This is a genomic window from Pseudomonas sp. BN415, assembly GCF_029871195.1.
In the GTDB taxonomy this organism is placed as follows: Bacteria; Pseudomonadota; Gammaproteobacteria; order Pseudomonadales; family Pseudomonadaceae; genus Metapseudomonas; species Metapseudomonas resinovorans.
The window spans coordinates 44,838-69,057 of sequence record NZ_SSOK01000046.1 but is presented as its reverse complement, the minus strand read 5'-3'; the positions used below and the strand labels follow the sequence as shown (position 1 = coordinate 69,057).

General features: G+C 63.2%; 21 protein-coding genes and 1 pseudogene. 18 read left to right on the top strand and 4 right to left on the bottom strand.

The genetic code is table 11. The features are described from left to right. Window positions 1–442: 442 nt before the first annotated feature. Window positions 443–1,690, bottom strand: coding sequence for an MFS transporter (locus E8F20_RS11585; protein ID WP_280283847.1), 1,248 nt, complete (start codon window positions 1,688–1,690; stop codon window positions 443–445). 209 nt (window positions 1,691–1,899) lie between these two features. Here E8F20_RS11585 and E8F20_RS11580 point away from each other — a divergent pair, with 209 nt between their 5' ends. Further along, window positions 1,900–2,193 carry a hypothetical protein gene (locus E8F20_RS11580; RefSeq protein ID WP_137822051.1) on the top strand — a complete coding sequence of 98 codons (294 nt, stop codon included), beginning with the start codon at window positions 1,900–1,902 and terminating at the stop codon, window positions 2,191–2,193. 293 nt (window positions 2,194–2,486) lie between these two features. Here E8F20_RS11580 and E8F20_RS11575 read toward each other — a convergent pair. Both E8F20_RS11575 and E8F20_RS11570 read right to left on the bottom strand, forming a co-directional pair. After that, a pseudogene (locus E8F20_RS11575) lies at window positions 2,487–2,669 on the bottom strand (helix-turn-helix transcriptional regulator); the annotation flags it as partial. A 90-nt stretch (window positions 2,670–2,759) separates the two neighbouring features. Next, a complete protein-coding gene (locus E8F20_RS11570) occupies window positions 2,760–4,094 on the bottom strand; it encodes an aspartate aminotransferase family protein (protein ID WP_280283846.1) in 1,335 nt (444 codons plus the stop codon). A gap of 240 nt (window positions 4,095–4,334) precedes the next feature. Between E8F20_RS11570 and E8F20_RS11565 the strand changes: the two genes are divergently transcribed. From E8F20_RS11565 to feaR, 3 genes are all read left to right on the top strand, one after another. Continuing rightward, window positions 4,335–5,822, top strand: a complete 1,488-nt coding sequence (locus E8F20_RS11565) for an aldehyde dehydrogenase family protein (RefSeq protein ID WP_280283845.1) — start codon at window positions 4,335–4,337, stop codon at window positions 5,820–5,822. Window positions 5,823–5,860: 38 nt separating this feature from the next. Continuing rightward, window positions 5,861–7,279 carry an APC family permease gene (locus tag E8F20_RS11560; protein ID WP_280283844.1) on the top strand — a complete coding sequence of 473 codons (1,419 nt, stop codon included), beginning with the start codon at window positions 5,861–5,863 and terminating at the stop codon, window positions 7,277–7,279. Between the two features lie 161 nt (window positions 7,280–7,440). Then, on the top strand, window positions 7,441–8,391 hold the full coding sequence (feaR, locus tag E8F20_RS11555; protein WP_280283843.1) for a transcriptional regulator FeaR: 951 nt from the start codon (window positions 7,441–7,443) through the stop codon (window positions 8,389–8,391). A gap of 34 nt (window positions 8,392–8,425) precedes the next feature. Here feaR and cra read toward each other — a convergent pair whose 3' ends face one another. Further along, window positions 8,426–9,415, bottom strand: coding sequence for a catabolite repressor/activator (gene cra, locus E8F20_RS11550; protein WP_280283842.1), 990 nt, complete (start codon window positions 9,413–9,415; stop codon window positions 8,426–8,428). A gap of 205 nt (window positions 9,416–9,620) precedes the next feature. On the opposite strand from cra, the gene ptsP reads away from it, so the two are divergent. The 14 genes from ptsP to E8F20_RS11480 all read left to right on the top strand — a co-directional run bounded on the left by ptsP (window position 9,621) and on the right by E8F20_RS11480 (window position 24,217). Continuing rightward, the gene (ptsP, locus tag E8F20_RS11545; RefSeq protein ID WP_280283841.1) at window positions 9,621–12,482 is read left to right on the top strand and encodes a phosphoenolpyruvate--protein phosphotransferase; all 2,862 of its coding nucleotides are present in this window, start codon (window positions 9,621–9,623) and stop codon (window positions 12,480–12,482) included. Further along, window positions 12,482–13,435 (top strand): 1-phosphofructokinase, encoded by a 954-nt coding sequence (gene pfkB / locus E8F20_RS11540; protein ID WP_280283840.1) that lies wholly within the window; start codon window positions 12,482–12,484, stop codon window positions 13,433–13,435. The genes ptsP and pfkB overlap by 1 nt, the downstream gene beginning before the upstream one ends. Next, on the top strand, window positions 13,435–15,180 hold the full coding sequence (locus tag E8F20_RS11535; RefSeq protein WP_280283839.1) for a PTS fructose-like transporter subunit IIB: 1,746 nt from the start codon (window positions 13,435–13,437) through the stop codon (window positions 15,178–15,180). The genes pfkB and E8F20_RS11535 overlap by 1 nt, the downstream gene beginning before the upstream one ends. Window positions 15,181–15,224: 44 nt before the next feature. Then, a complete protein-coding gene (gene arfB / locus E8F20_RS11530) occupies window positions 15,225–15,638 on the top strand; it encodes an alternative ribosome rescue aminoacyl-tRNA hydrolase ArfB (RefSeq protein ID WP_280283851.1) in 414 nt (137 codons plus the stop codon). Window positions 15,639–15,994: 356 nt separating this feature from the next. After that, window positions 15,995–16,738, top strand: coding sequence for an ABC transporter permease (locus tag E8F20_RS11525; protein ID WP_280283850.1), 744 nt, complete (start codon window positions 15,995–15,997; stop codon window positions 16,736–16,738). Further along, window positions 16,728–18,443, top strand: a complete 1,716-nt coding sequence (locus E8F20_RS11520) for a GspE/PulE family protein (RefSeq protein ID WP_280283838.1) — start codon at window positions 16,728–16,730, stop codon at window positions 18,441–18,443. Before E8F20_RS11525 ends, E8F20_RS11520 begins: the two co-directional genes overlap by 11 nt. Before the next feature lie 4 nt (window positions 18,444–18,447). Continuing rightward, window positions 18,448–19,635: a type II secretion system F family protein gene (locus E8F20_RS11515; protein WP_280283837.1), complete on the top strand. Its 1,188-nt coding sequence runs from the start codon at window positions 18,448–18,450 to the stop codon at window positions 19,633–19,635. An 88-nt stretch (window positions 19,636–19,723) separates the two neighbouring features. Continuing rightward, window positions 19,724–20,158 (top strand): type II secretion system major pseudopilin GspG, encoded by a 435-nt coding sequence (gene gspG / locus E8F20_RS11510; protein WP_280283836.1) that lies wholly within the window; start codon window positions 19,724–19,726, stop codon window positions 20,156–20,158. Then, complete coding sequence (locus E8F20_RS11505) at window positions 20,100–20,540, top strand: prepilin-type N-terminal cleavage/methylation domain-containing protein (protein WP_348529621.1); 441 nt, start codon at window positions 20,100–20,102, stop codon at window positions 20,538–20,540. The genes gspG and E8F20_RS11505 overlap by 59 nt, the downstream gene beginning before the upstream one ends. Next, window positions 20,537–20,962, top strand: coding sequence for a prepilin-type N-terminal cleavage/methylation domain-containing protein (locus E8F20_RS11500; RefSeq protein ID WP_280283834.1), 426 nt, complete (start codon window positions 20,537–20,539; stop codon window positions 20,960–20,962). The genes E8F20_RS11505 and E8F20_RS11500 overlap by 4 nt, the downstream gene beginning before the upstream one ends. Continuing rightward, on the top strand, window positions 20,962–21,552 hold the full coding sequence (locus tag E8F20_RS11495; RefSeq protein WP_280283833.1) for a prepilin-type N-terminal cleavage/methylation domain-containing protein: 591 nt from the start codon (window positions 20,962–20,964) through the stop codon (window positions 21,550–21,552). Before E8F20_RS11500 ends, E8F20_RS11495 begins: the two co-directional genes overlap by 1 nt. Next, the gene (locus E8F20_RS11490; RefSeq protein ID WP_280283832.1) at window positions 21,542–22,588 is read left to right on the top strand and encodes a type II secretion system protein GspK; all 1,047 of its coding nucleotides are present in this window, start codon (window positions 21,542–21,544) and stop codon (window positions 22,586–22,588) included. The genes E8F20_RS11495 and E8F20_RS11490 overlap by 11 nt, the downstream gene beginning before the upstream one ends. After that, window positions 22,530–23,621: a hypothetical protein gene (locus tag E8F20_RS11485; protein WP_280283831.1), complete on the top strand. Its 1,092-nt coding sequence runs from the start codon at window positions 22,530–22,532 to the stop codon at window positions 23,619–23,621. The genes E8F20_RS11490 and E8F20_RS11485 overlap by 59 nt, the downstream gene beginning before the upstream one ends. Then, complete coding sequence (locus E8F20_RS11480) at window positions 23,618–24,217, top strand: GspMb/PilO family protein (protein ID WP_280283830.1); 600 nt, start codon at window positions 23,618–23,620, stop codon at window positions 24,215–24,217. Before E8F20_RS11485 ends, E8F20_RS11480 begins: the two co-directional genes overlap by 4 nt. Window positions 24,218–24,220: the final 3 nt, after the last annotated feature.

The following is a 24,220-nucleotide window of genomic DNA, read 5'->3' as shown; positions in this document are numbered from 1 at the left end:
TAAGTGTTGCTAGAACGTCCTGAGCCAGGCTGCTTGCCGAGTTCTGCGGATGCTTCTGGTTTCTTCCCCCCGGACGAGTCCCTTTCTCAAGCACCGAAAGGAACCAAAGGGCTTGCCCCTGCATCCGGGTTTGGCTCCGCCAAACTACCCTCCCTCCATCCTTGCTCCAGGGGCACGGCGAGAGGGGCCATCCATGGCCCCACACGCCTCTCGCGGCATCCATGCCGCTCGTCCCCCTGCGCAACGATTCCGCTCGGCCTCTGATCCCCGTGCGCGCTGACCGGTAAGTTGACGTAGAGCGAAGCGAAACCCAACGGGAGGAGCCAGGCCTGGCTCTGTTGGTGGGTCGATGAAGCGCGACCCCCCCTACGGCTGCGCGCTGGCGGTGTTCTGTCGAGGAATCGCAGGACGGCGCCGCCAACCCACAGATGCAGGATTGGGTTCAGCCGTCGTCCCTTGGTTCGCTGGCGATGTCCCGCCCCAGCTGGCGCTGTCGGGGCAACAGCCAGGCGCAATAGCCCAGCAGCAAGACGCCGGCGCAAGCCATAGCGATAGGCGCACCCGCGTACTCGGCGAGCACGCCCACCAGCAGTCCGCCGATGGCGTCGAAACCGAAGCGGGTCGAGGTGTAGAGCGATACCACGCGGCCGCGCAGGCGTTCCGGTGCCAGGCTCTGCAGAAGGATGTTGGTGCCGACGTTGCAATTGGTGATGGCGAAGCCGAGCAGGGCCATGGCCAGCAGTGAAACAACCAGTTGTTCGCTGGCGGCGAAGGCCAGCAAGCCCGCGCCGCCCGCCATAGCGCACGCCATGATGCTGTTGACCAGGCTTGGCAGCGCGTGGCGATTGGCGAGGAACAGCGTGCCCAGCAACGAGCCCAGGCCAGCGGCGCCCCAGAGCCAGCCCAGGGTGCGCGCGTCGCCAACGAAGATGTCCTTTGCGAACACCGGCAGCAGCACGGCGTAGCTGGACGCGGTGAGATTGACCACTAGCACGCTGAGCATCATCAGGCGGATGGTCGGCCGGCCGGCGACATAGGCAAAGCCCTCGCGGAAGACATCCCCAGTGGAGCCGACGGCGCGCGGCGTAGGGGCCATGCGGATCACCAGCAGACCTGCCGCCAGGCCCAGGTAGGACAGGGCATTGAGCGCAAAACAGGCTGCCTCGCTGGTGAAACCCAGCAGCAGGCCGGCCAGCGGCGGGCCGACGAAGCGCGAGCTGTTGAACAGCATGGCGTTGAGTGCCAGGGCGTTGGGCAAGTCCGCCTTGCCGCTGACGAATTGGCTTAGGAGGGACTGGCGCAAAGGCGTGTCGAAGGCGTTGAGGATGCCCAGCAGCACCGCCATGGTGACGATCAGCGTGGGGCTGATCAGGTCAGTGGCCGTGAGCAATGCGAGGGCGGTGGCCTGCAAGCCGAGCAGCCCTTGTACGCCGATCAGCAGGCGGCGTTTATCGTGGCGGTCGATCCAGGCGCCGGCCAGTGGACCGACGAGCAATTGCGGCAGCAGAGACGCAAAGGTCGTGACGCCCAGCAACGCGGCTGAACCGGTGAGGCGATAGATCAACCAGGCCAGCGCCACCTGCTGCAGCCAGCTGCCCAGGGTGGAAATGGCCTGGCCGGCGAAATACAGGCGGAAATTACGGTGGCGCAGGGCGCGAATAGCGGCAGGCCAGGGGCGAGGATCAGGCATTCGAGTGGGCACGGAAAGCGACGAAAGAGGAAAGTTAATATATTAACTTGATTCGGATTCCCCTGTGCTTGCTCGTTGATCTTAAAGGGATCGATTCAACATCAACGACGTTGATGTTCTCTATCTGGAGTGATCACTTCTTAATCAACGCCCCATCCGTAAGATTGGCTCCGTACCCAGTTTTCAGCCTCCTCGAGGAGCCCACGATCATGAAAACCCAAGCCTTCGCTGCCCTGTTCATCGCCGCCCTGAGCACATCCGCCTTTGCCCTGCCGTCCGACTATCAGCCGGTGCTGGGTGAGTCCCGGGAAGCCACCACTATCCAGGTCATCGAGCCGGTGGCTGCTGAAGGTGGCTTCATGGTGCTGGACCGCGTCGCTGAAGGCGGTTCCGACCGTACTCAAGGCTTCCGTGTAGCCGAAAGTGGCTCCGACCGTACCCATGCCTTCCGCGTCGCTGAAGGTGGTTCGGATCGTCTGCTGCAGGCTCAACGCGTCAGCTGATTCCAACGCGTTGCAACCCCTCGAAGCCCGGCGGACGCCGGGCTTTTTGTTTATGGCCGCACAGCCACTGGCAGGCGCCTGTGCCTGTAGACCGTAGGATGGGTTGAGGTACGAAACCCATCGTCACCGAGTTGATAGGTTTCGCATGCTCACGGAACGCCGCGCCATCGTGTGGGCGAACGAGTTCGAACCCATGCCGAGGTCGAGCTGGCGAGCGAGGTCCTTGTTGGACAGGCCGTCGAGGCGCTGCAGGTCAGCAGCTCCGAGACGCGGTGTTCGTCCTGGCACAGAGCCGGGTGCAGTGGGTCGAAATCGCGGTAATGGTCGAGGTAGTCACGGTGGGGGCGGGCGTCCATGTGCAACAGCTGGAAGTCGCGGGCGCGAAGCTGCGGATCGACCCGGTAAAAGGCGAAGCAGGAAGCCGGGACCATCCGGCTGACGGCGTGCAGGCAGTGCAGGCCGAAGTCATCGTGCATGGCGCATCCTCCTGAACGGAAGAGCGCGGCATGGCCGCGCTCTTGAATGGGCCAGGCGCCCTCAGGTATAGCGCGACGCGCAGCTGATCCTTACCGGGCTTCCTGGAAGCCGATCGCCAGTGCATTGACGATGGTGTCGATCTGCTCCTTCTCGATCACCAGTGGCGGCGAGAGGATGATCTTGGTGCCCACCGGACGCACCATCACGCCGTTGGCGCGGGCGATCTCGGCCACGCGGTTGGCATAGCCACCCATGGGGTCGATGGGCTCGCGGCTGGTCTTGTCACTCACCAGGTCCAACGCAACCATCAGGCCCTTGCCGCGCACTTCGCCCACGGCGGCGAAGCGCTCAGGGAAGGTGGCCAGGCTCTTGAGCAGGTAGTCGCCCTGTTTCGCGGCGTTGGCCGGCAGGTTTTCCTTCTGCACGATGTCGAGGTTGGCCAGTGCGGCGGCGCAGGCCACCGGGTGCCCGGAATAGGTGTAGCCATGCATGATGGCGCCGGTGAAGGTGCCATTGCCGGCGAAGGCCTGCTCGATGCGCTCGTTGACCACGGTGGCACCCAGCGGGATGTAGCCGGAGGAGATGCCTTTGGCCAGGCACATGATGTCCGGCTTCACGCCCCACAGGCGGCTGCCGAACATGGCGCCGGAGCGGCCGAAGCCGGTGACGATTTCGTCGGCGATCAGCAGCACGCCGTACTTGTCGCAGACCTTGCGGATCAGCGGCCAGTAGTTCTCCGGCGGCACGATCACACCGCCAGCGCCCTGGATCGGCTCGGCAATGAAGGCGGCCACGGTGTCCGGGCTCTGGAACTGGATTTCACGTTCCAGCAGGTCAGCGCAGATCTGTCCGAGTTCTTCCGGGTCCTGGCTGTAGGGGTTGCGGTAGAGCCAGGGCGTGTCGACGTGGAAGCAGCCTGGCAGCAGCGGCTCGTAGTTGCGGCGGAATACGGTGTTGCCGTTGACCGACGCCCCGCCGAAGTGGGTGCCGTGGTAGCCCTGGCGCAGGGAAATGAACTTGGTGCGGTCGGCCTGCCCTTGCAGCTTCCAGTACTGGCGAGCCAGCTTCAGGGCGGTTTCCACGGCGTCCGAGCCACCGGAACTGAAGGCCACGCGGCGCATGCCCTCCGGTTCCAGCATGTCGATCACCAGGCGTGACAGCTCTTCGGCGCGTGGGTGGCTGATGCCGTCGAACAGCTGGAAGTATTCCAGTTCATCCAACTGGGCGGTAATGGCCGCTTTAATCTCCGCCCGGCCGTGTCCGACGTTGACGTTCCACAGGCCGGCCACGCCATCCACCAGGCGATTGCCCTTGTCATCGGTGACGAAGCAACCCTCGCCGCGGAGGATACGGATGGGTTCGCGCTGCTTCATCTCGTTGGGGTGCAGCATGGGGTGCCAGAAGGCGCTGTCGCGGGTACTCATGTGAAATCTCCTCTAGGGCAGCGGTGCAAGCTGCGTGGCTGCATTTGTGCCTCAAACGGTCGGCGAATACTTGCATCTGCCTGCCACGGGGTTTGCCTTTTTCTGCCAGAGCGGCTGGCAGCCATTGGCAAGTCCGGCGGCAGCCAGGATCAAGATCGCGCTCAGGGCTTGGCGCACAGTTCCTCTCGACTATCCGAGTGACCCGGTCGCCATGACGGCCGAGCGAGAAGAGGAATCGAGATGAGCATTGCCCTTGACCCCCGCGTGATGGCCTTTGTCCAGGTCCACCACGGCCTGTTGATCGACGGCCAGTCGCGGCCTGCGCTGTCCGGTGCCGAGATGCCGGTGCATAACCCGGCCACGGGCGAGGAGCTGGCCCGTGTCGCCGTGGCCGGCAAGGCCGATGTGGATCTGGCCGTGGCCGCGGCGCGGCGTGCCTTCGAAGGCAGTTGGGCGGCCCAGCGCCCGGCCGACCGCGAACGCCTGCTGCTGAAGCTGGCCGACCTGCTGGAGACCCATGGCGAAGAACTCGCGCAGCTGGAAACCCTGAACAACGGCAAGTCGATCAACCTGTCGCGGGCCATCGAGGTGGGCGCTGGCGTCGAGTACGTGCGCTACATGGCCGGCTGGGCCACCAAGATCGAAGGCAAGAGCCTGGACCTGTCCATCGGCGCCATTCCCGGCGGCAAATTCCGCGCTTACACCGTGCCCGAGCCGGTCGGCGTGGTCGGTGCCATCGTGCCGTGGAACTTCCCGCTGTTGATGGCCCTGTGGAAGGTCGTCCCGGCGCTGGCCTGCGGTTGCACCGTGGTGCTCAAACCTGCCGACGAGACCCCGCTGACCGCCCTGCGACTCGGCCAGCTGTGCCTGGACGCCGGCATTCCCGCCGGTGTGGTGAATATCGTCACCGGCGTCGGTGCCGAGGCCGGCGCGGCACTGGCGGCGCATCCGGGCATCGACAAGCTGGCCTTCACCGGCTCGACCCCGGTGGGCAAGCTGATCGCCCACTCCGCGGTGGAGAACATGACCCGCTTCACCCTGGAACTGGGGGGCAAGTCGCCGGTGATCGTGCTCGACGACACCGCCCTGGACAACGCTGCCGCAGGTGCCGCCGGGGCGATCTTCTTCAACAACGGCCAGGTCTGCACCGCCGGCTCGCGCCTCTATGTGCAGCGCACGTCGTTCGACCAGGTTCTGGAGCGCCTGCACGGCATTGCCACCTCCCTCAGCATCGGCGCGGGCCTGGACCCGAGCGCGCAGATCAACCCGCTGATCTCCGCCAAGCAGCAGCGCCGCGTGCTGGGCATGATCGACAGCGGCCGCGCCCAAGGCGCCAGCGTCATCTGCGGCGGCGAGGCCCACGGCGAGCAAGGCTTCTTCGTGAAGCCGACGGTGATTGCCAACGTGCGTCCGGACATGCAGGTGGTGCGCGAGGAAATCTTCGGCCCGGTGCTGGTGGCCACGCCCTTCGACGAGATTGACGAGGTGGTGCGTCTGGCCAACGACAGCCCTTACGGCCTGGCCGCGAGCATCTGGTCCAACGACCTGAAGCAGGTGATGGGACTGATCCCGCGCCTGAAGGCCGGCACCGTGTGGGTCAACGCCCACAACCTGCTGGACCCCTCCATGCCCTTCGGTGGCTTCAAGCAGTCCGGCATCGGTCGCGAGATGGGCCATGCGGCGATCGAGGCCTTCACCGAGAACAAATCCGTGTGCATCGCCTACTGAGCGACGCTCCCCCGCATCCACTCGTGAGGAACACAAGAATGAACAAGACCTCCACCAATGGCCTGGACGTGACGGCACCGGCTGCGCCCGCAGCGCCCGTTGCGTCCGCCCGACCGGCGAAGAAAGCCCTGGGCTTCACCACCATGATCGCCATCTGCATCGGCGTTGTGGTGGTTCAGGGCGCGATGATGTCGGCGTTGCAGGGCCTGGGCTTTGGCGGCCTCGGCTTCATCGCCGCCTTCGCCGTGGCCTTCATCCTGGCGCAGTGCTATGTGCAGAGCTTTGCCGAACTGTCGCTGATGTTTCCCCAGGCGGGGACCTTGGCGACCTACACGCAGAAGGCCATCGGTCACTTCCCGGCCATTGTCGCGGTGTTCGCTGGCTACGTGATCGTGGCGATGTTCGGGCTTTCCGCCGAGCTGCTACTGGTGGATGCGATCCTCGACAAGCTGTTCCCCGGCGTCTTCCCCGCCACCTTGGTGCCGCTGTCCATCCTGGTCGTTCTCACGGCGCTGAACATCCTCGGCACTGATGTGTTCGCCAAGCTGCAGAACGTCTTCACCTTCGCCATGGTGGCGGCTTTGTTGCTGGTGGGTCTGAGCGCGGTGGGCGGGCTGGCCGAAGCACCGGCGGCAGGCTTCGTACCTGACGTGAACTGGGGCTGGGATGGCATTCTCGATGGCAGCTTCATCGGCCTGGTGGCCCTTGCCATGTGGCTGCTGGTGGGGGCCGAGTTCATCTGCCCGCTGATTGGCGAGGTACGCCAGCCGGAGCGCAACATCCCGCGCTCGATGACGCTGTCGCTGACCATCACCTTCACCCTGTTCGTGATTTTCTGCGTCGGTGCCAGCCGCTACTTGTCGGTGGAAACCCTGACGACCTCGCCGTTGCCGTACCTGGACTACGTGTTCGCGGTGTTCGGCAAGGGCGCGGTGATCATCGCCACGGTCATGGCGCTGACCGCCACCTGCTCCACCGTCAACACGGTGCTGGCGGCGGTGCCGCGCATGCTCTGCGGCATGGCTGAGAACGGCCAGGCCTTCCCGCAGATGAAGGTGCTGCACAAGCGTTTCGGTACGCCGTGGATGGCCATCGTCTTCGTGGCGATCATCATCGCCCTGCCGTTTCTGCTGATGGGGCCGGATTCCATCATCACGCTTCTGATCGCGGCGTCCACCAGCTGGCTGCTGGCCTACATCATCGCCCACGTCAATGTGATGGTGCTGCGTCGACGCCAGCCGCACCTGCCGCGCCCCTACAAGTCTGCTCTCTACCCGCTGCCGCAGATCGTCGGCATCCTCGGCATGGGCTACATCGCGCTGAACAATTCCCCGTCGCCGGAGATGACGCAGACGGTGTACCTGCTGACTGGCGCGGTACTGGGGCTGGTGGGGCTGATTGCCTTGGCGTGGGTCAAGCTGGTGATGAAACGCAAACTCTTCGAACCGGATATCTGAGGTTCACCAAGAGGGATTCAAGGGCCGCAATGCGGCCCTTTTTCATACCTGCTCGTGGGTAATCGAGTCAGCGGCGATGATGGCTTGTCGGTATATTATTAACATGTTAATTGTGTAGCCATAACGACAAGGCCGGCTTCAGCCCGCCCCGGAGGTGTCCGATGGTTACTCCAGCTGTCCGCTCCCATGATTTCGATTCCTGGCTCCGTGCCCTGCAAGGTGTTTGCGGGCGCTTCGAGTCGCGGCCGGCGCTCAGCCAAGGCCTGTTCATCGGCGAGATCGCCCGCCAGGATCTCTCCGGCCTGGAAGTGGCGCAGATCCGTACCAATGCTGGGATGATCAACCGCCAGCGCACCTCCATCGATCACGACGACGACCGCTACTGTTTCCTGGTCGTCCAGCGCAGCGGCCGCGCCCAGTTGCGCCAGAACGGCGAAAGCGTCGAACTGGCACCCGGCGAAATGGCCTTGATGGATTCGGCGCGCGCTTGCGAGATCCTGCCGCATGGGCTGATCGAGCACGCTTCTTTCCATTTGTCCCGCGAGGATGTCTGCCGCCATTTGCCGGAAGGCCGGCCGACCTTCGGCAAACTCTCCCAGCATTGTGCCAGTGGCCGTGTGCTGCGCACCCTGGTGGAGCAGATCTGTGGCGGGGAACTGGACCATTGCGCCGGCCTGGAGGAGGGCGATGCCCTGCAGGAAGCGCTGATCGCCCTGCTGGCACCGACCCTCAAGCAGCAAGCCGGACAAACCACCAGCGAGCTGGACGGTTCCCACAATGCCGGCCTGCGCAGCCTGGCCCAGCAATTGATCGACCAGTCCCTGTCGGAGCCCGGCCTTACGCCGCTGGCCCTGGCCAAGCAACTGAATATCTCGGTGCGCCAGCTCTATCGGCTATTCGAGGACCAGGGCGACAGCGTCTGCCGCTTCATCCAGCGTTCGCGCCTGAAGCGCAGCGCCGCCGACCTCGCCAATCCACGCCTGCGCAATGACTCGATCACGGATATCGCCTTCCGCTGGGGCTTTACCGATTCCGCGCATTTCAGCCGCACCTTCAAGAAGTACTTCGAGCAGTCACCGAGGGAATATCGCGCCAGCGCGTTCATCGGTTGAGGGGGCGGGTCTGTAGGAGCGAGCTTGCTCGCTCCTACAGGGCGATCCTCTGTTTCAACTTCCGCGCTACGCCGCGCACGCCCGGCTCGTAGATCGCGCGTTCAACCGCCGCCAACGCCAGCCTCAGCACCTGTTCAGCGATCAACTCGTGCTGCTGGTACATGGAATTCACCGGCAGTGGCAGGAAGTCCAGCAACTGGGTGTCGCCGAAGGTGCCCACGCGCAGCCGTCCGGGCCAGGCGCCGTGTTCGCGCAGGGCGTCCAGCACGCCGGCCAGCAGCACGTAGGCGGTGGTGATCAATACATCCGGCAACTCGCCCTGTTGCAGCAGGTCGGCCATCAGGCGCTGGCCGCATTCACGGCTGAAGTCTTCGCCCTGGAGTTCCAGCACTTCGCATTTGAGCCCTTTCAGGGCCTCATGAAATCCCGCGCTGCGTTCGGCGCTGATAGGCAGGTCTGGCCGCGCACCGAGCAGGGCGACGCGCCGGGGAGCGGGTTTGAGCAGGCTGCGGGTGAGCTGCTGGCTGGCCAGGCGGTCGTCGCTGACCACCGAGCAAAATCGCCGGGGGTCGCGTACCCGGTCCACGGCAATCACCGGCAGGCCCTCATCCAGCAGTTGCCCGAGACTGTCGTCTTCCTTTGGCAGGCAACTGGCGACGATCAGGGCGTCGCAGCGCCGCGCTCGGAACAGCTTGAGCAGTTGCCGCTCGCTGTCCGGCTCGTCGTCGGAGCTTGCGATCAGCAACTGATAACCCCGTGCCCGCGCGCCTTGTTCCAGCAGCTTGGCCAGGCGCGCGTAGCTGGGGTTTTCCAGGTCCGGAAGGATGAAGCCAAGGGTCCGCGTTTGCCGGCTGCGTAGCCCCGCAGCCTGGGGGTTGGGCTTGAAACCATGCTCGTCCACCACCGCCTGCACGCGCTCCACGGTCGCTGGGCTGATGCGCTTCTGCTCGGCCTTGCCGTTGATCACGTAACTGGCCGTGGTCACCGAGACACCGGCCAGGCGGGCGATATCACTGAGTTTCAAGTTGGCGACTCCTGTTATGCGGATGTGTTTCATCGGACGGGCTTCAAGAATCGAAGATTATCGAGTAACGTGCCAGCTCAGTTTAGTGAAACGATTCAGCATGCGCTCTGTCTACTCTTTAGCCAACCAATGCGACGGTTGGTAGCGCAGGTTGTTGGCAGGTGACAAATACAAGAAGGGCGCAACGCCCGTGAGAGGTGACGCAATGCTCGAACTGACCGCAGGGCAGATTTCCATGGGCCTGGTCGCGACGGATAAAGCTGCCGCATTGCGGATGCTCGCCGAATTGCTTGAGGGCGATGGCCTGGTCGCGCCGGGTTATCTTGCCGGGCTGGAGGCGCGTGAAGCCCAGGGTGCGACCTACCTCGGCCAGGGCATTGCCATTCCCCACGGCACCCCGCAAACCCGCGAGCTGGTGTTCACCACCGGCGTGCGCCTGATGCAGTTTCCCGATGGCGTGGAGTGGGGCGATGGCCAGCGGGTCTATCTCGCCATCGGCATTGCCGCCAAGTCCGACGAACACCTGCGCTTGCTGCAGATACTCACCCGTGCGCTGGGCGAGGCGGATCTGGGCAGCGAGCTGCGTCGCGCCGAAAGCCCGGAAGACATCCTCAAGCTGTTGCAGAGCGCGCCCCAGGAGCTGGCCCTGGACGATCAACTGATCGGCCTTGGCGTCGCGGCGCAAGACTACGACGAGCTGGTGCTGCAAGGCGCGCGCTTGCTGCGCCGTGCCGATTGCGTGGGCAGCGGATTCGCCGCCGCGCTGCTGCAGGGTGAACCGCTGCCGCTGGGCGATGGCCTCTGGTGGTTGCACAGCGACCAGGCGGTACAACGTCCGGGCCTGGCGTACCTCACGCCGGAAAAGCCACTGCGCTATCTCGATCAACCGCTCAATGGCCTGTTCTGCCTGGCGAGCCTGGGGGACACCCACCTGGCCCTGCTGGAGCGGCTGTGTGCGCTGCTGATCGAAGGTCGGGGCCGCGAGCTGGCCCGTGCCACCCAGCGCCGTGCCGTGCTGGAAGCATTGGGGGGCGAAAGCCAGCCCGACTGGCCCAGCCTGCGCCTGCCCCTGGCCAACGCCCATGGCCTGCATGCGCGTCCGGCCAAGGAGCTGGTGCAACTGGCCAAGACCTTCGACGGCGAGATCCGGCTGCGGATAGCCGACAGCGGTGCCGCTGCCGTGTCCGCCAAGAGCCTGAGCAAGCTGCTGAGCCTCGGCATCCGCCGTGGCCAGGTCATTGAGATCATGGCCGAGCCGGCCATCGCCGACGCCGTGTTGCCGGTACTGAAAACCGCCATCGAACAGGGCCTGGGCGAAGAGATTGAACCGTTGCCGATCTGTGCAGAGCCCGTGCAGGAGGAAGAGCCGGAAGCCCTGCCCATCGCCGCCCCGTTGCCGGGTAGCCAGCTCCAGGCGGTGCCGGCTGCCCCCGGCATTGCCGTTGGCCCGGCGCACATCCACGTGCACAAGGAGTTCGACTATCCGCTGCGCGGCGAGTCTCCTGGCTTCGAGCGCGAGCGTTTGCTCCAGGCCATCGGCCATGTGCGCGGCGAAATCGAGGCGCTGGTGCTGCGCAGCGAGGCCAAGGCTATCCGCGAGATCTTCATCACCCACCTGGAGATGCTCGCCGACCCGGAGCTGGGTGACGAAGTGGACGCCCGCCTCAAGCAGGGCGAAAGCGCCGCCGCCGCCTGGATGACGGTAATCGAGAGCGCCGCCGCTCAACAGGAAAGCCTGCATGATGCACTGCTGGCTGAGCGCGCCGCTGACCTGCGCGACATCGGCCGCCGCGTGCTGGCCCAGCTTTGTGGGGCCGAGGAGGCGCCTGAACCGCAAGAGCCGTACATCCTGGTGATGGACGAAATGGCGCCGTCGGATGTGGCACGCCTGGACCGTCATCGCGTGGCCGGCATCCTCACTGCCCGTGGTGGCGCCACGTCCCACAGCGCCATCGTCGCCCGTGCCATGGGTATTCCTGCGCTGGTCGGCGCCGGGGCGGGTGTCCTGCTGCTGGCAGCGTGCACGCCACTGCTGCTGGATGGCCAGCGTGGTCGCTTGATCGTGACGCCGAACGCCGAGCAATTGGAGCGCGCTCGCCAGGAGCAGGAAGGTCGCCAGCGTCGCCTGCAACTGGCCGATGCGCACAAGCTGGAACCGGCCCTGACCCGTGACGGTCATCGCGTGGAAATCTGCGCCAACCTGGGCGAGAGCGCCGGTGCGGCCAAGGCCGTGACCCAGGGCGCCGAGGGTGTGGGCCTGCTGCGTACCGAATTCATCTTCATGGCCCATCCCCAAGCGCCGGATCTGGCCACCCAGGAAGCCGAGTATCGCCGCGTGTTCGATGCCCTCGACGGGCGCCCGCTGGTGGCACGAACCCTCGACGTCGGCGGCGACAAACCTTTGCCTTACTGGCCCGTGCCGGAAGAGGAAAACCCCTTCCTCGGCGTGCGTGGCGTGCGCCTGACCCTGCAACGTCCGCACCTGATGGAAACCCAGTTGCGTGCGCTGCTACGTGCCAGCGACGGTCGCCCATTGCGCATCATGTTCCCCATGGTTGGCAGCGTCGATGAATGGCGCCAGGCTCGCGACATGAGCTTGCGCCTGGCCGCCGAGATTCCCCAGGCCGACCTGCAACTGGGGATCATGGTCGAGGTGCCGTCGGCAGCGCTGATCGCACCGGTGCTGGCCAGGGAAGTCGATTTCTTCAGCATCGGCACCAATGACCTGACCCAGTACTGTCTGGCCATAGACCGTGGCCATCCGACGCTCTCCGCCCAGGCCGACGGCCTGCATCCAGCGGTGCTGCAACTGATCGACCTCACCGTGCGTGCGGCCCATGCCCATGGCAAGTGGGTAGGCGTGTGCGGCGAGCTGGCCGGCGACCCGCTGGCAGTGCCGCTGCTGGTCGGCCTCGGGGTGGACGAACTGAGCCTGTCCGCCGGTGGCATTGCCGAGGTCAAGGCGCGCGTGCGCGAATTCAGCCTGTCGGCGGCCCGCGAACTGGCCGAGGGCGCGCTCACGATGGAAAGCGCAGCGGCGGTGCGCGAACTGGCGGAGCGCTTCTGATGGCACGCATCCTGACCCTGACCCTGAATCCCGCCCTCGATCTGACCCTGCGCCTGGAGCGACTGGAGCCCGGCCAGGTCAATCGCAGCCTGGAGCAGGCCAGTCACGCCGCCGGCAAGGGCGTGAATGTGGCCCAGGTACTGGCCGATCTCGGTCACAGCCTGACCGTCTCGGGCTTTCTTGGTGCGGACAATGCCGACGCCTTCGAGGCGCTGTTTGCTCGGCGCGGCTTCACCGATGCCTTCATCCGTGTACCGGGGGAGACCCGCAGCAATATCAAGCTGGCGGAAGTCGATGGCCGCATCACCGATATCAATGGACCCGGTCCGCGGGTGGATGCGGCGGCCCAGGTCGAACTGCTGCTCCAACTGGATAGCCTCGCGCCTGGCCATGACCTGGTCGTGGTGGCCGGCAGCCTGCCTCGTGGCGTGGAGCCGCATTTCTTGACTGACTTGATTGTGCGGCTCCAGCGCCATGGGCTGAAGGTCGCCCTGGACACCAGCGGCGAAGCCCTGCGTGCCGGCCTGCTTGCCGTGCCCTGGCTGATCAAGCCGAATACGGACGAGCTCGCTGAAGTTGGCCGTCGTGATCTGACCGGAGTGGAGGCCCAGCGGCAGGAAGCCCGTCAGTTGCAGGCGATGGGCATCGAGCACATCGTCATCTCCCAAGGCGCAAACGGCGTGAACTGGTTCGGCCCCGGCGTGGCTCTCCATGCCCAGCCGCCACGGGTCACCGTGGCCAGCACCGTGGGCGCGGGCGATTCCCTGCTGGCTGGCATGGTCCATGGCCTGCTCAGTGGCTGGCCGGCGGCGCGCACCTTGCGCCATGCCACCGCCATCGCCGCCCAGGCCGTAACCCAGGTCGGTTTCGGCATCAGCGATGCCGCGCAACTGCAACAGCTCGAAGGCGCCGTCGACGTCCAGGCGCTGCCAGAACAACAAGAGGTGTCCTGATGAAACTTGCCATAGTCACCGCCTGCCCCAATGGCAAGGTCACCAGCGTGCTGTGTGCGCGCCTGCTGGATGCCGCCGCGCAGCGTCTGGGTTGGAGCACCAGCGTGGAAGTGGTCGACCCGCAGCATCCGGAGAACCAGTTGTCCGCCGCCACGCTCGACGCTGCCGACTGGGTGTTGGTGGTGCGCAGTGGTCCGTTGGACCTCGGCCGCTTCGCCGGCAAGCGTATTTTCCTCGCCAGCCCGAGCGAAGCCCTGCGCGACAGTGAAGCGTTCCTCCTGCGCGGCGCTGTCGAAGCGAGGGAGCTGGAAGTCGAAGCGGCGGCTGCCGCCCCCGACGCCAATGCGCGCCCGCGCATGGTCGCTGTGACGGCCTGTCCCACGGGCGTGGCGCACACCTTCATGGCGGCAGAGGCGCTGAAGCAGGCGGCCCAACGCCTGGGCTACGAACTCCAGGTGGAAACCCAGGGTTCGGTAGGTGCGCGCGATCCGTTGAGTCCGGAAGCCATCGCGGCTGCCGACGCCGTTCTGCTGGCCACTGATATCGAAGTCGACACCGGCCGTTTCGTCGGCAAGAAGGTATTTCGCTGCAGCACCGGCGTTGCGCTCAAGCAGTCCGAAGCCACCCTGAAGCGCGCATTGAGCGAAGGGCAGTTGCTGGAAGGCAAGTCGGGTGGGGACGTCCAGACGGGCAAGGCCAAGGCCGAGCCCAAGGGGGCCTACAAGCACCTGCTTACCGGAGTCTCCTACATGCTGCCGATGGTAGTGGCGGGGGGCTTGCTGATCGCGTTGTCCTTCGTCTTCGGCATCGAGGCGTTCAAGGAAGAAGGCACCTTGGCGGCCTCGTTGATGCAGATCGGCGGCGAGGCGGCGTTCAAACTGATGGTGCCGCTGTTGGCGGGCTATATCGCTTACTCCATCGCCGACCGGCCGGGCCTGGCTCCGGGCATGATCGGCGGGCTTTTGGCCAGCACCCTGGGCGCGGGGTTCATCGGCGGCATCATCGCGGGTTTTCTGGCCGGCTACTCGGCGCGGGCCATCAATCGCCATCTGAGCTTGCCGCAGAGCGTCGAGGCGCTGAAGCCGATCCTGATCATCCCGCTGCTTGCCAGCCTGTTCACCGGCCTGGTGATGATCTACGTCGTCGGTAAGCCGGTAGCGGGCATGCTCACCAGCCTCACCCATTTCCTCGACAACATGGGCACCTCCAACGCGATTCTCCTTGGCCTGCTGCTGGGCGGGATGATGTGCGTGGACCTCGGCGGCCCGATCAACAAGGCCGCGTACGCGTTCTCGGTGGGTTTGCTGGCCTCGCAGAGCTACGCACCGATGGCAGCCACCATGGCGGCCGGCATGGTGCCGCCCATCGGCATGGGCATTGCCACCCTGCTGATGCGCCGCAAGTTCGCCCAGAGCGAGCGTGAGGCGGGAAAGGCGGCATTGGTGCTGGGGCTCTGTTTCATCTCCGAAGGTGCCATCCCCTTCGCCGCCAAGGACCCGCTGCGGGTGATCCCCGCCAGCATCGCCGGCGGTGCCCTGACCGGGGCGCTGTCCATGTATTTCGGCTGCAAGCTGATGGCGCCCCACGGCGGCCTGTTCGTGCTGCTGATCCCCAACGCCATCAACCACGCGCTGCTCTACCTACTGGCGATAGTCGCCGGCAGCCTGGTAACCGGCGTGCTCTATGCGTTGCTCAAGCGCGGCGCTGAGCAAGAGATGGTGTTGGAAGGCAGCCGCACTGCCTGAGGACCTGTAGGATGGGTCCCACCCATCCTGCGACTGCCTTTGCCATGCTGCTTATTTCCAACAACGTTCACCTGCCGGACGACGAAATCGAGCTGACCGCCATCCGCGCCCAGGGCGCGGGTGGGCAGAACGTCAACAAGGTGTCCAGCGCAATGCACCTGCGCTTCGATATCAATGCCTCGTCCTTGCCGCCCTTCTACAAGGAACGGCTGCTGGCGCTGCGTGACAATCGCATCACCGGTGAAGGCGTGATCGTCATCAAGGCCCAGCAGTACCGCACCCAGGAACAGAATCGCGCGGACGCCCTGGAGCGCCTGGCGGAGCTGATCCGCAGCGTGGCCAAAGTGGAAAAGGCGCGGCGGCCGACCAAGCCCACGCTGGGCTCGAAAAAACGGCGCCTGGAAGGCAAGGCCAAGCGCGGGGCGGTCAAGGCAGGGCGGGGGAAGGTGGATTACTGAGGTGTTCGGGCGGGGCCGTGCGCTTGATTCGTCTCTTGGGTTTCTCGGCATCACCGCACGGGAATGGCCGGATTGGGTAATTGGACTGGTTCCATGTCTTTAGCGTTTCCATGCAACTGAATCATTCGGGGTGGCAGCGCATCGAATAGGTGCTTCTTGGAACGTTCCGTCGACGTAGTCGGAAAAGTCGCCAATCGTCAGGGGCGGCTGCCGATGGTGTCGGATGCGCGAATTTCGCATATTTCCGGGCCTCAAAAGAGCCGCTACCTGTGACGGGTGGCCAGGAGATCTGCGCCTTGAACCTGCTTCCTCCGCTGCCAGACGTGCTTGCACTTCGCCTGGAGCTCTTGCTCGCCATGACCAGGCGTGAAGTTGAGTCGCGCTATCGGGATGCAGTAATGGGGCGCATCTGGATCATCCTTTCGCCTGTTCTGCTGCTCCTGATCTACACCTTCGTCTTCGGCGTGGTGCTCAAGTCGCGCTGGGGAAGTGAGCAGGACACCTTTTCCTTTGCGCTGACGCTTTTCGCTGGGCTCCTGCTCAACGGCATTCTCGCAGAGGGCCTTTCCAGGGCTCCAGGCATCGTTCCAGGTAACGTCAACCTGGTGAAAAAACTGGTCTTCCCGCTTGAGATCCTTCCCCTCACACCGATACTGGCTGCCTTCATCAATTCTGCGCTTGGCTACCTGGTACTTATCGTCTTTCTCGTCATCAAGGGCGTCGCGCCGGGGTGGCCGGTTATCCTGCTGCCGCTAATGCTCCTGCCATTCCTGCTTTGCGTAACGGGGCTGGCCTGGTTCCTATCCGGACTCGGCGTCTACGTTCGCGATACTGGCCAGTTCGTCCACTTCCTCCTGATCCTCCTGCTGTTCATCAGCCCAGTCTTCTATCCGCTCAGCTCGCTGCCGCCTGCTGTGCAGCCATACCTGTACATGAACCCGCTGACTGTCCCGGTGGAAATGGTTCGTGCCGTGTTGTTCGACTCGCCGCTGCCAGAGTTCGGTGTTATTGCGCTCTACTGTGCTATGTCGATGCTGGTGTTCCTGCTTGGTTTGGCCTGGTTCCGTCGTGTCCAGGAAGGTTTTGCCGATGTCCTTTGATTCCCAGCAGGCGCTTTTGCAGTGGCGGTCGCTTGGGCAGCGGCTACTCGAACGTGGGCTGGTGAACCAGCAAGAACTCGACCGTGCCCTGGCCATGCAGCGCAAGGTCGGTGGGCGATTGGGAGGCATACTGGTGCGTTCCGGCGCGCTTGCGGAAAGCGCGTTGCTTCAAGTTCTGGCTGATCAATTGCAGATGCCGTTGGTGGGGGAGCACCTCGAGCCGCCTTCGGAACAAGTGATTACGGCGTTCCTGCAAACCTCCCCGATCAACTCCGATTGGTTCGTGGAGGAGCAAGTGGTGGTGTGGGAGGACGGTGAGCAACTGCTGTTCGCTGCCAGAGATCCGCTTTCGCCTTCGATCCCGGAAACCCTCCAGTATTTCTATCCGGGGCGGGCCATACGGCCGGTGCTGTGTCGAGCCCAGGATATGGACGCCTGGCTTGAACGCTGTCTCGATCTCGCCCGCCAAGGGGCTATCCAGGGGGGCGACGGCCGTGACGACGTGCGCCATTTGCGCGAAATGGCTGAGGAGGCTCCGATAGTCGAGCTGGTCAACAACGTGATGGGGCAGGCTATCGAGAAACGCTCGTCGGACATCCATATCGAGCCGCGTGAATTCGATTTCCGCATTCGATTCCGGATTGATGGCGTGTTGCAGGAACAACTCAACTTACCGCGCGAGCGATTTGCTGCCGTGGTTTCGCGGATCAAGCTGATCTCCGCCATCGATATCGCCGAGCGTCGACTTCCGCAGGATGGGCGCATGAGCATTCGCGTAAGCGGCACCGAACTGGATGTGCGCGTCTCGACATTGCCCGGTGTCCATGGGGAATCAGTCGTGATGCGGTTGCTGCCCAAGGAGCGTGAATCCTTGCGACTAGATCGTTTGGGCATGTTGCCCGATCATCTGGGCATCCTGCGCAAATGGATAGCGGAGCCCCATGGCATCATCCTGGTTACCGGACCTACCGGATCCGGCAAGTCGACCACCCTCTACGGTACCCTTGCGGAGATCAACGATGGTGTGCGCAAGATCATCACGGTGGAAGATCCGGTCGAGTACCAGGTACCCAATATCACCCAGGTACAGGCCCACGCCGATATTGGCCTGACATTCGCCGCAGCGCTCCGTTCGATTCTTCGTCAGGACCCGGACGTCATCATGATCGGTGAGATTCGTGACCTGGAAACCGCAGAGATTGCTGTGCAGTCTTCCCTGACCGGCCATCTGGTGTTCTCGACCCTCCACACCAACGACTCGGTAAGTGCCTTCACCCGCCTCGTGGACATGGGTGTCGAGCCATTTCTCGTAGCCTCTCCGGTGCGCGGGGTTCAGGCCCAGCGCCTCGTCCGCAGGCTCTGCCAGTACTGCGCGGAAACGTGCGCCCCGAGCATTGGCGACGCGGAGCTGGAAGACACTCGCATGGTCGCTGCCCGGTTATTTCCAGGGCAATCGGCGCGGTGGAAACGGGCTCGTGGTTGTGAGCGTTGCGAAGGTACCGGCTACCGTGGGCGCCTAGGAATCTATGAGTTGGTTGATCTAACTCCGGAAATGCGCGAACTGATCGTACAACGAGCAACTGCTGAGCAACTGCGGCGTTTGGCCCACGAGCAGGGCATGCGAAATCTTCGAGGCGACGGCCTCTTGAAGGCCTGGCTCGGCGAAACCTGTCTCGACGAAGTTCGTCGTGTAACCAGTGGTTGATCTCATGACCTTCATCTATGAGGCCATCGATCGGAGCGGCCGGCGATTCATCGGCGAACTCAATCTTCCCTCTCGGCAGGACGCGCTGCGGCAACTGCAGAACCAGGGATTGACGCCACTTCGCCTGGAGCAGAAGAGGCGGGCGCTTGGCCGTCGTCGCCATCTGCGTGCTGAGGAGTTGAACATGGCCTTCCATGAACTTGCGACGCTGCTCGCTGCTGGAGTGACGCTGGCGGAAGCGGTGGCGGCTCAGGAGCGGACTGCCCACCATCCCGTCCTGGTGGCTGCGTTGGAGGTCATCGGAAGCGGCTTGCGAAGTGGGCAATCGTTTCCTGCTGTACTAGAGGCATCCGGACTGCCCTTGCCTAAGTACGTCTACCAACTCGTGGCCGCTGGCGAACTGATTGGCGACCTGGCCGGGGCGCTACGCGACTGCGCCCAGCAGCTGGAGTACGAAAGGCGTACTCGTGCGGAGATCACTGGGGCATTGGTGTATCCGAGCATCCTGGTCTTGAGCGGCTTGCTTGCGATAGCGACCTTGTTCGTATTCGTCGTTCCCAAGTTTGCCAACCTGCTCGATGAAGTGGTCGAACTTCCCTGGTTGGCTTGGATAGTGCTGAGCACCGGGGTATGGAGCAACGGGAATGCGGGCCTGTTGATGTTCACCGTTCTGGGCTTGTGCGTCGGAGTCGCGATGGGCCTGAGTAACGAGCGATTGCGGGACTGGGCCTTCGATCAACTGGCGAGGTTGCCACTGGTTGGTGAGTGGCTGCTCCAGGCAGAGATCGCGCAATGGTCCAAGGTACTTGGAGCGCTTCTGGGAAACCGCGTCGCGCTGGTTGATGCCCTGGAACTGGCTGGTGGAGGGATGCGCATCGCTCGACAGCGCCAGGTGCTGGAGCGTGTTACCCAGGATGTGAGGGGCGGCACTGCTCTGTCTGTGGCGCTTGAAGAGCGCCAGGCTATCACGGCCATTGGCGCAAACCTGGTTCGCGTTGGAGAGGCTTCCGGGCAACTCGCTGGGATGCTGCTGAGTCTGGCAACGCTGTATGAAGAAGCTGGCCGGGGCCGGATGAAGAAGACCCTGGTGCTGATCGAGCCGCTGGCCATTCTGCTGATTGGCTCCGTGTTTGGTTTGATCATCACTGGTGTTGTCTTGGCCATCACTAGCGCCAATGACATGGCGCTCTAGGTAACGATTGCAAGCTGCTCCGCTTCGATCGCGGGAGCGACCGGCAATTTGAATCCCGTCGGAAGACGAAAACATCTGCGGAATCGGTATGAGCAAATTGGCACAACGAGGTTTTACCCTTCTCGAGATGATTGTGGTGCTGGTGATCATCGGTCTATTGATGGGGCTTGTGGGGCCGCGTCTGTTCAGTCAGGCGGACAAGGCCAAGGCGCAGACCGCTGATACCCAGGTAAAGATGCTCAAGGGGGCGTTGCTAACCATGCGCCTGGATATCGGTCGCCTTCCGAGCGAGCAGGAAGGGCTTGGACTGCTCAATGCTCCACCGGCCGATGAACGCATCAAGGCATTTTGGAAGGGCCCCTACCTGGAGGGTGGGGTGCCGCTGGATCCGTGGAACCGCCCCTACGTCTACAGCGATAGATCAAGTACCGAGCAACCGTTCACTCTGTTCAGTCTGGGAGCGGATGGGCAGCCTGGCGGTGACGGGCTGGATGCCGATGTCGGCTACCTGCCGCAGCGCTGATCGGGTGCGAGGGTTTACCTTGCTTGAGCTGCTGGTCGTGCTCGCCTTGGTCGCGGCTATCGCTGCGGTCGTGTTGCCAGGGTTGGCAAACATGCAGTCGGCCTGGTCTCGTCGGGTGGCTTTGCAGGATATTCAGGAGCAACTTCAAAGCCTGGGCCTCCGAGTACGCAACGACGGGAGGGAGCTGACCATCGATGCAGATGGCGCGTCGCGCGCGGAGTTGTTGCAGGTGCCTACTGGTTGGTTGATCGTCGCGGAACCTCCCGTGCGCTATCTGGCCAATGGGGTCTGTCTCGGCGGCAGTTTGCGGATCATTCACGATGGCCTGCCACGTGATGTCCGGTTGGACCCGCCATTCTGCGCTCCGAAAGGGCTTCCATGAGAGCTTCGCACCAGGCGGGATTCACACTTCTTGAGGCTGTCGTGGCGATGACATTGCTGGCTGTAGTGGGCGGTGCATTGCTGGCTTGGCTCAACTCCGGTTTCAGAAGCTTGCAGCGAGTCGAGGCCGCCGAGGAACGCATTGAGGCTGCCCAGGTTGCAATGGCGTACCTGGAAACGCTGAATCCCATGCAAGACCCCAATGGAGAAGTTAGGTTGGGGCACTACTTGCTGAGTTGGCAGAGTTCGCCTCGTTCAACGCCCAAACCCGTAGTTAGTCGTCATGGTGCCCAGCCCGGCATCTACGATGCCCAGCTGTTTCGCGTCGAAACGCAAGTGCGAGCGCGGAACGAGCTTCTCTTTCGCTTTCGCCTTGAAAAGGTCGGCCATGTGCGGGTGGCCAGCCGTTCTGGAGATGGATGATGCAACGACGGGTCTGCAAGGAGTCTGCGTTCACGCTACTTGAGGTGTTGGTGGTCCTTATGCTGGTCTCGCTCGTCAGCGCACTTCTCATGCAGGCGCTGACCTACATTGGCAAGGTCAATAGTACGTTTCACCTGCATGCGGGCAGCAAACGAGTCGAGACGCTTGCCCATGGCTGGTTCCTGGATGCCGTGCAGAACCTCGTCGCTCCTGAACAGGGGGATGTTGCGATGCGTTTACGTGGGGACGAGCTCAGTTTCGAAGCTGTCTCTCAGGGCACCGTGGACCGTCGACAGGGCATTCCCCAACCGTTTGCGTTTCGTATCGAAGCGCGGGGCGAAGGGCGAGATGCGGAGCTGATATACGTGCGTCCGCTGTTGGACAGCCGTTGGTCAGTTTCGTCGCTGCCTGCGGATGCCCATTTTAGTTACCTGGATGCCCGTGGGACGTGGCATCAAACATGGCCACCATCCTCAATGAACGTAGACCAGCTACCGGAGGCCATCGTGCTCGAAGGATTAGAGGACAATCTCTACGTCCTGGCCGTTGTACAGCTACCTAAAGTCAGGCCGTCGGTACATGAGCACTGAACAACATCGCAGTCGTGGTTTCGTGCTGGTCGGCGTGGTCTGGTTCCTGGCCGTCATGACTTTACTGGCAGCAGCAGCCGTGCTCTGGGTCGAGCGCTCCGTGAACGTTATGGAGAGCCGGCGTGCGGTCATGTTGAGGGAGATCGAGGAAAGTACATTGTTGGCGCGCGTGCAGTGGCTGATCGCGACGCAGGGATACACCATCGCCGGGCTGACCATTCCGAGTGACGGGGCAGCCCAGGTTCCGCAGATGGATTCGTCGGTCATGCCGGTGGGCGGTGAGCTGCCTTTGGATGGCCGTCCACGTTGCATGGCGAACGGCTGGTGCCTGGGGCTGACGGATGATGCAGCACGGCTCAGCCTCTCAGCTGTGGATCCTCGTCTTTTAGGTAACCTGCTGCTCGGCCTGGGTGTAACGCCGGAAGAAGTGCCGGCCATGTTGGCGCAGTGGTCCGACTACCTCATGCCAGAGGGGGCTCCGCGCCTGGGTAGCGCCGGTGGTCGCGCCACTTGGAGGGGCGGCAGCCAAGACTCGCGCCGCATTCCACGTTCGGCGTTGGAGGTTTTCCTTCTCGATGGCTGGCAGCCTTGGGAGGAGCACTTGCTGAATGCCGGCTGGACCGAGTTGGTTACGACCAGCGCTACGCCGTTGAACATCAATACTGCAGATCCTCGTGTCTTGAATCTGGCCTGGGGCTTGCCGGTGGAGCAAGTAAGTCGACTAGTGGCGGCTCGCGAGCAGCAGTCACTCGCACGCTCCACCGATTTGCGTGCCCTGTTGGGGGCGCACGCAAACCTTGTTCCCGACGATGGCTGGACCCGCCTCGCTAGCTCCACGCTGTCGATCCGTTTGCATCCCACTGGAGTGGAGCGAGTGACGGAGTACGAAGTCAGCTTCAGCTCCGACCATCGAATGCTGCCACCTTGGCAGCTCCAACTGAAAAGGTCCGTGAAGCGAAATGAAGCTGACTCGATCCATGCGTCTGGAGACGTTCCCGGAATTCTCTCCGCCTCGCTTATGGCAGGCCCGTGGTGAGGACGGGCAAGTCGCGCTGAAGTGGAAGCGTCGTAGTGTAGGTGTGTTTAGTGGCTGGCCGGTGCAATGGGTCATTGATCGCTCCCTGTGCATCTTCCATTGCTTGGACCTTGAACATGTTCCTCGATCCGATCGTCCCCGGGCGCTGGCATTTAAGCTCTTATCAGTCTCTCCATTCCGCCATGCCGGACATTATGTGGTCTGGCGAGGCGGGCGAGCGATGGTGTGGTCGTGGGATGAGCGCGAGCGTGAGGAAGCGGCTGCGACCCTGAGCGATGCGCCGAAGCGTTATCGCTGCATTCCTGAACCATTGCTCCAGGCGCTACCCAAGTCCGAGGGGGCGACGGTACGTATGGTGCGACTCGGATCGGGAGTGGATCTGCAGGTGTGGCAAGAAAATACCTTGGTCATGAGTCATTGCTTTCCCATGTTGCCAGACCCCGAGAAGTACCTCCCACTGCTGCGAGGATTGACAGGAGTAGAAGCGTCTTTTGCTGTCGAGGCTACTTGTATCTCTTCGCTCAATCGCCCATGGGCCAATTCCGCGGTCGTCGGTGCTTCATTTCACTGGGAGCGATGGCTTCCGCATGTATTGGCGGCTTCCTTGGCGCTGGGGGGGGGGCTGAACATGGGCATCGGATTTTCCTGGTGGTGGGCAGGGCGCGCCTTGCAGGCTCAGTACGATGAGTTGAGCCGTCAGGTCGAGCCTGTGTTATTTGCTCGCAGCAGAGCGCTCAGGGCCAATGAAGCAAGTGTCAATCTGGTTCAAGTCTCGCGGGCTACGTCACAAAGCAAATTGCTCAGCCAGGTTGCAGCATTGTTGGACCGCGATAGCCGCTTGCTCGCTTGGCGCTTTGGAGGGCAAGAACTGGAGCTCCAACTGGACACCCGTAAGGTTGATCCTCGCTTCTATGTCAATCGCTTCATGGAGGCTGGGAACTTCGAGAATGTGCGAGTGGAACCTGTGCCGCGTGATGGGGGAATAATACTGAGCTTGAGCTTGAGCTTGTCGCACGCAGGAGGGGAGGGATGATGTTGGACAACCGGATTCCCTTCCGCTCTCACTGGAACCAGCTCCGACGGCAGTACCAGGAAAGTCTCCCCCTGCGTATGTCGCTTTGGTTGGCAGTAATGTTGTCAGTCGTGCATCTGATTCTGCTTTGCCAGGATTGGCGTATCGAACGTGAGGAACAATATCGGAGGTTGGCTAAGGATTGGCTCAAGCTGCAAGCGATTTCCCGTCAGACGTCGTGGCCGGAACGTTCGAAGCAGGCGGATGATGTCTTGCTTCGCGTGCGCGAGCGATTCTGGATGTCCACCAATGCATCTCAGGCGCGCGCGGATGTTCAGGCCTGGTTGGACGATCAGGTCACGATGGCTGGCGTGGATGACGCGAAGATTACTGTTCTGGCACCGACGGGATTTGATCGCGAGGACTCCGTAGCACGGATCGAGGCTCAGGTCCGGGGAGTGTTTCACCCCGAATCGTTCAGCCGGCTGCTACATGCGATCGAGGGAGAGCCACGGCAAATCGTGGTCGACTACCTCGAGCTTAACAACCAGATATCTCCTGCGATTAACCTCCAGCTCTCTTTTCTGTTCCTTCAGCCGTCCCAGGCTGCGCTTTAGCGG

Bases quoted from the DNA above. Each gene is read 5' to 3' on its own strand.
- E8F20_RS11585 (WP_280283847.1), bottom strand. From the start codon at position 1,690: ATGCCTGATCCTCGCCCCTGGCCTGCCGCTATTCGCGCCCTGCGCCAC.
- E8F20_RS11580 (WP_137822051.1), top strand. From the start codon at position 1,900: ATGAAAACCCAAGCCTTCGCTGCCCTGTTCATCGCCGCCCTGAGCACA.
- E8F20_RS11570 (WP_280283846.1), bottom strand. From the start codon at position 4,094: ATGAGTACCCGCGACAGCGCCTTCTGGCACCCCATGCTGCACCCCAAC.
- E8F20_RS11565 (WP_280283845.1), top strand. From the start codon at position 4,335: ATGAGCATTGCCCTTGACCCCCGCGTGATGGCCTTTGTCCAGGTCCAC.
- E8F20_RS11560 (WP_280283844.1), top strand. From the start codon at position 5,861: ATGAACAAGACCTCCACCAATGGCCTGGACGTGACGGCACCGGCTGCG.
- feaR (WP_280283843.1), top strand. From the start codon at position 7,441: ATGGTTACTCCAGCTGTCCGCTCCCATGATTTCGATTCCTGGCTCCGT.
- ptsP (WP_280283841.1), top strand. From the start codon at position 9,621: ATGCTCGAACTGACCGCAGGGCAGATTTCCATGGGCCTGGTCGCGACG.
- pfkB (WP_280283840.1), top strand. From the start codon at position 12,482: ATGGCACGCATCCTGACCCTGACCCTGAATCCCGCCCTCGATCTGACC.
- E8F20_RS11535 (WP_280283839.1), top strand. From the start codon at position 13,435: ATGAAACTTGCCATAGTCACCGCCTGCCCCAATGGCAAGGTCACCAGC.
- arfB (WP_280283851.1), top strand. From the start codon at position 15,225: ATGCTGCTTATTTCCAACAACGTTCACCTGCCGGACGACGAAATCGAG.
- E8F20_RS11525 (WP_280283850.1), top strand. From the start codon at position 15,995: ATGACCAGGCGTGAAGTTGAGTCGCGCTATCGGGATGCAGTAATGGGG.
- E8F20_RS11520 (WP_280283838.1), top strand. From the start codon at position 16,728: ATGTCCTTTGATTCCCAGCAGGCGCTTTTGCAGTGGCGGTCGCTTGGG.
- E8F20_RS11515 (WP_280283837.1), top strand. From the start codon at position 18,448: ATGACCTTCATCTATGAGGCCATCGATCGGAGCGGCCGGCGATTCATC.
- gspG (WP_280283836.1), top strand. From the start codon at position 19,724: ATGAGCAAATTGGCACAACGAGGTTTTACCCTTCTCGAGATGATTGTG.
- E8F20_RS11505 (WP_348529621.1), top strand. From the start codon at position 20,100: ATGGGCAGCCTGGCGGTGACGGGCTGGATGCCGATGTCGGCTACCTGC.
- E8F20_RS11500 (WP_280283834.1), top strand. From the start codon at position 20,537: ATGAGAGCTTCGCACCAGGCGGGATTCACACTTCTTGAGGCTGTCGTG.
- E8F20_RS11495 (WP_280283833.1), top strand. From the start codon at position 20,962: ATGCAACGACGGGTCTGCAAGGAGTCTGCGTTCACGCTACTTGAGGTG.
- E8F20_RS11490 (WP_280283832.1), top strand. From the start codon at position 21,542: ATGAGCACTGAACAACATCGCAGTCGTGGTTTCGTGCTGGTCGGCGTG.
- E8F20_RS11485 (WP_280283831.1), top strand. From the start codon at position 22,530: ATGCGTCTGGAGACGTTCCCGGAATTCTCTCCGCCTCGCTTATGGCAG.
- E8F20_RS11480 (WP_280283830.1), top strand. From the start codon at position 23,618: ATGATGTTGGACAACCGGATTCCCTTCCGCTCTCACTGGAACCAGCTC.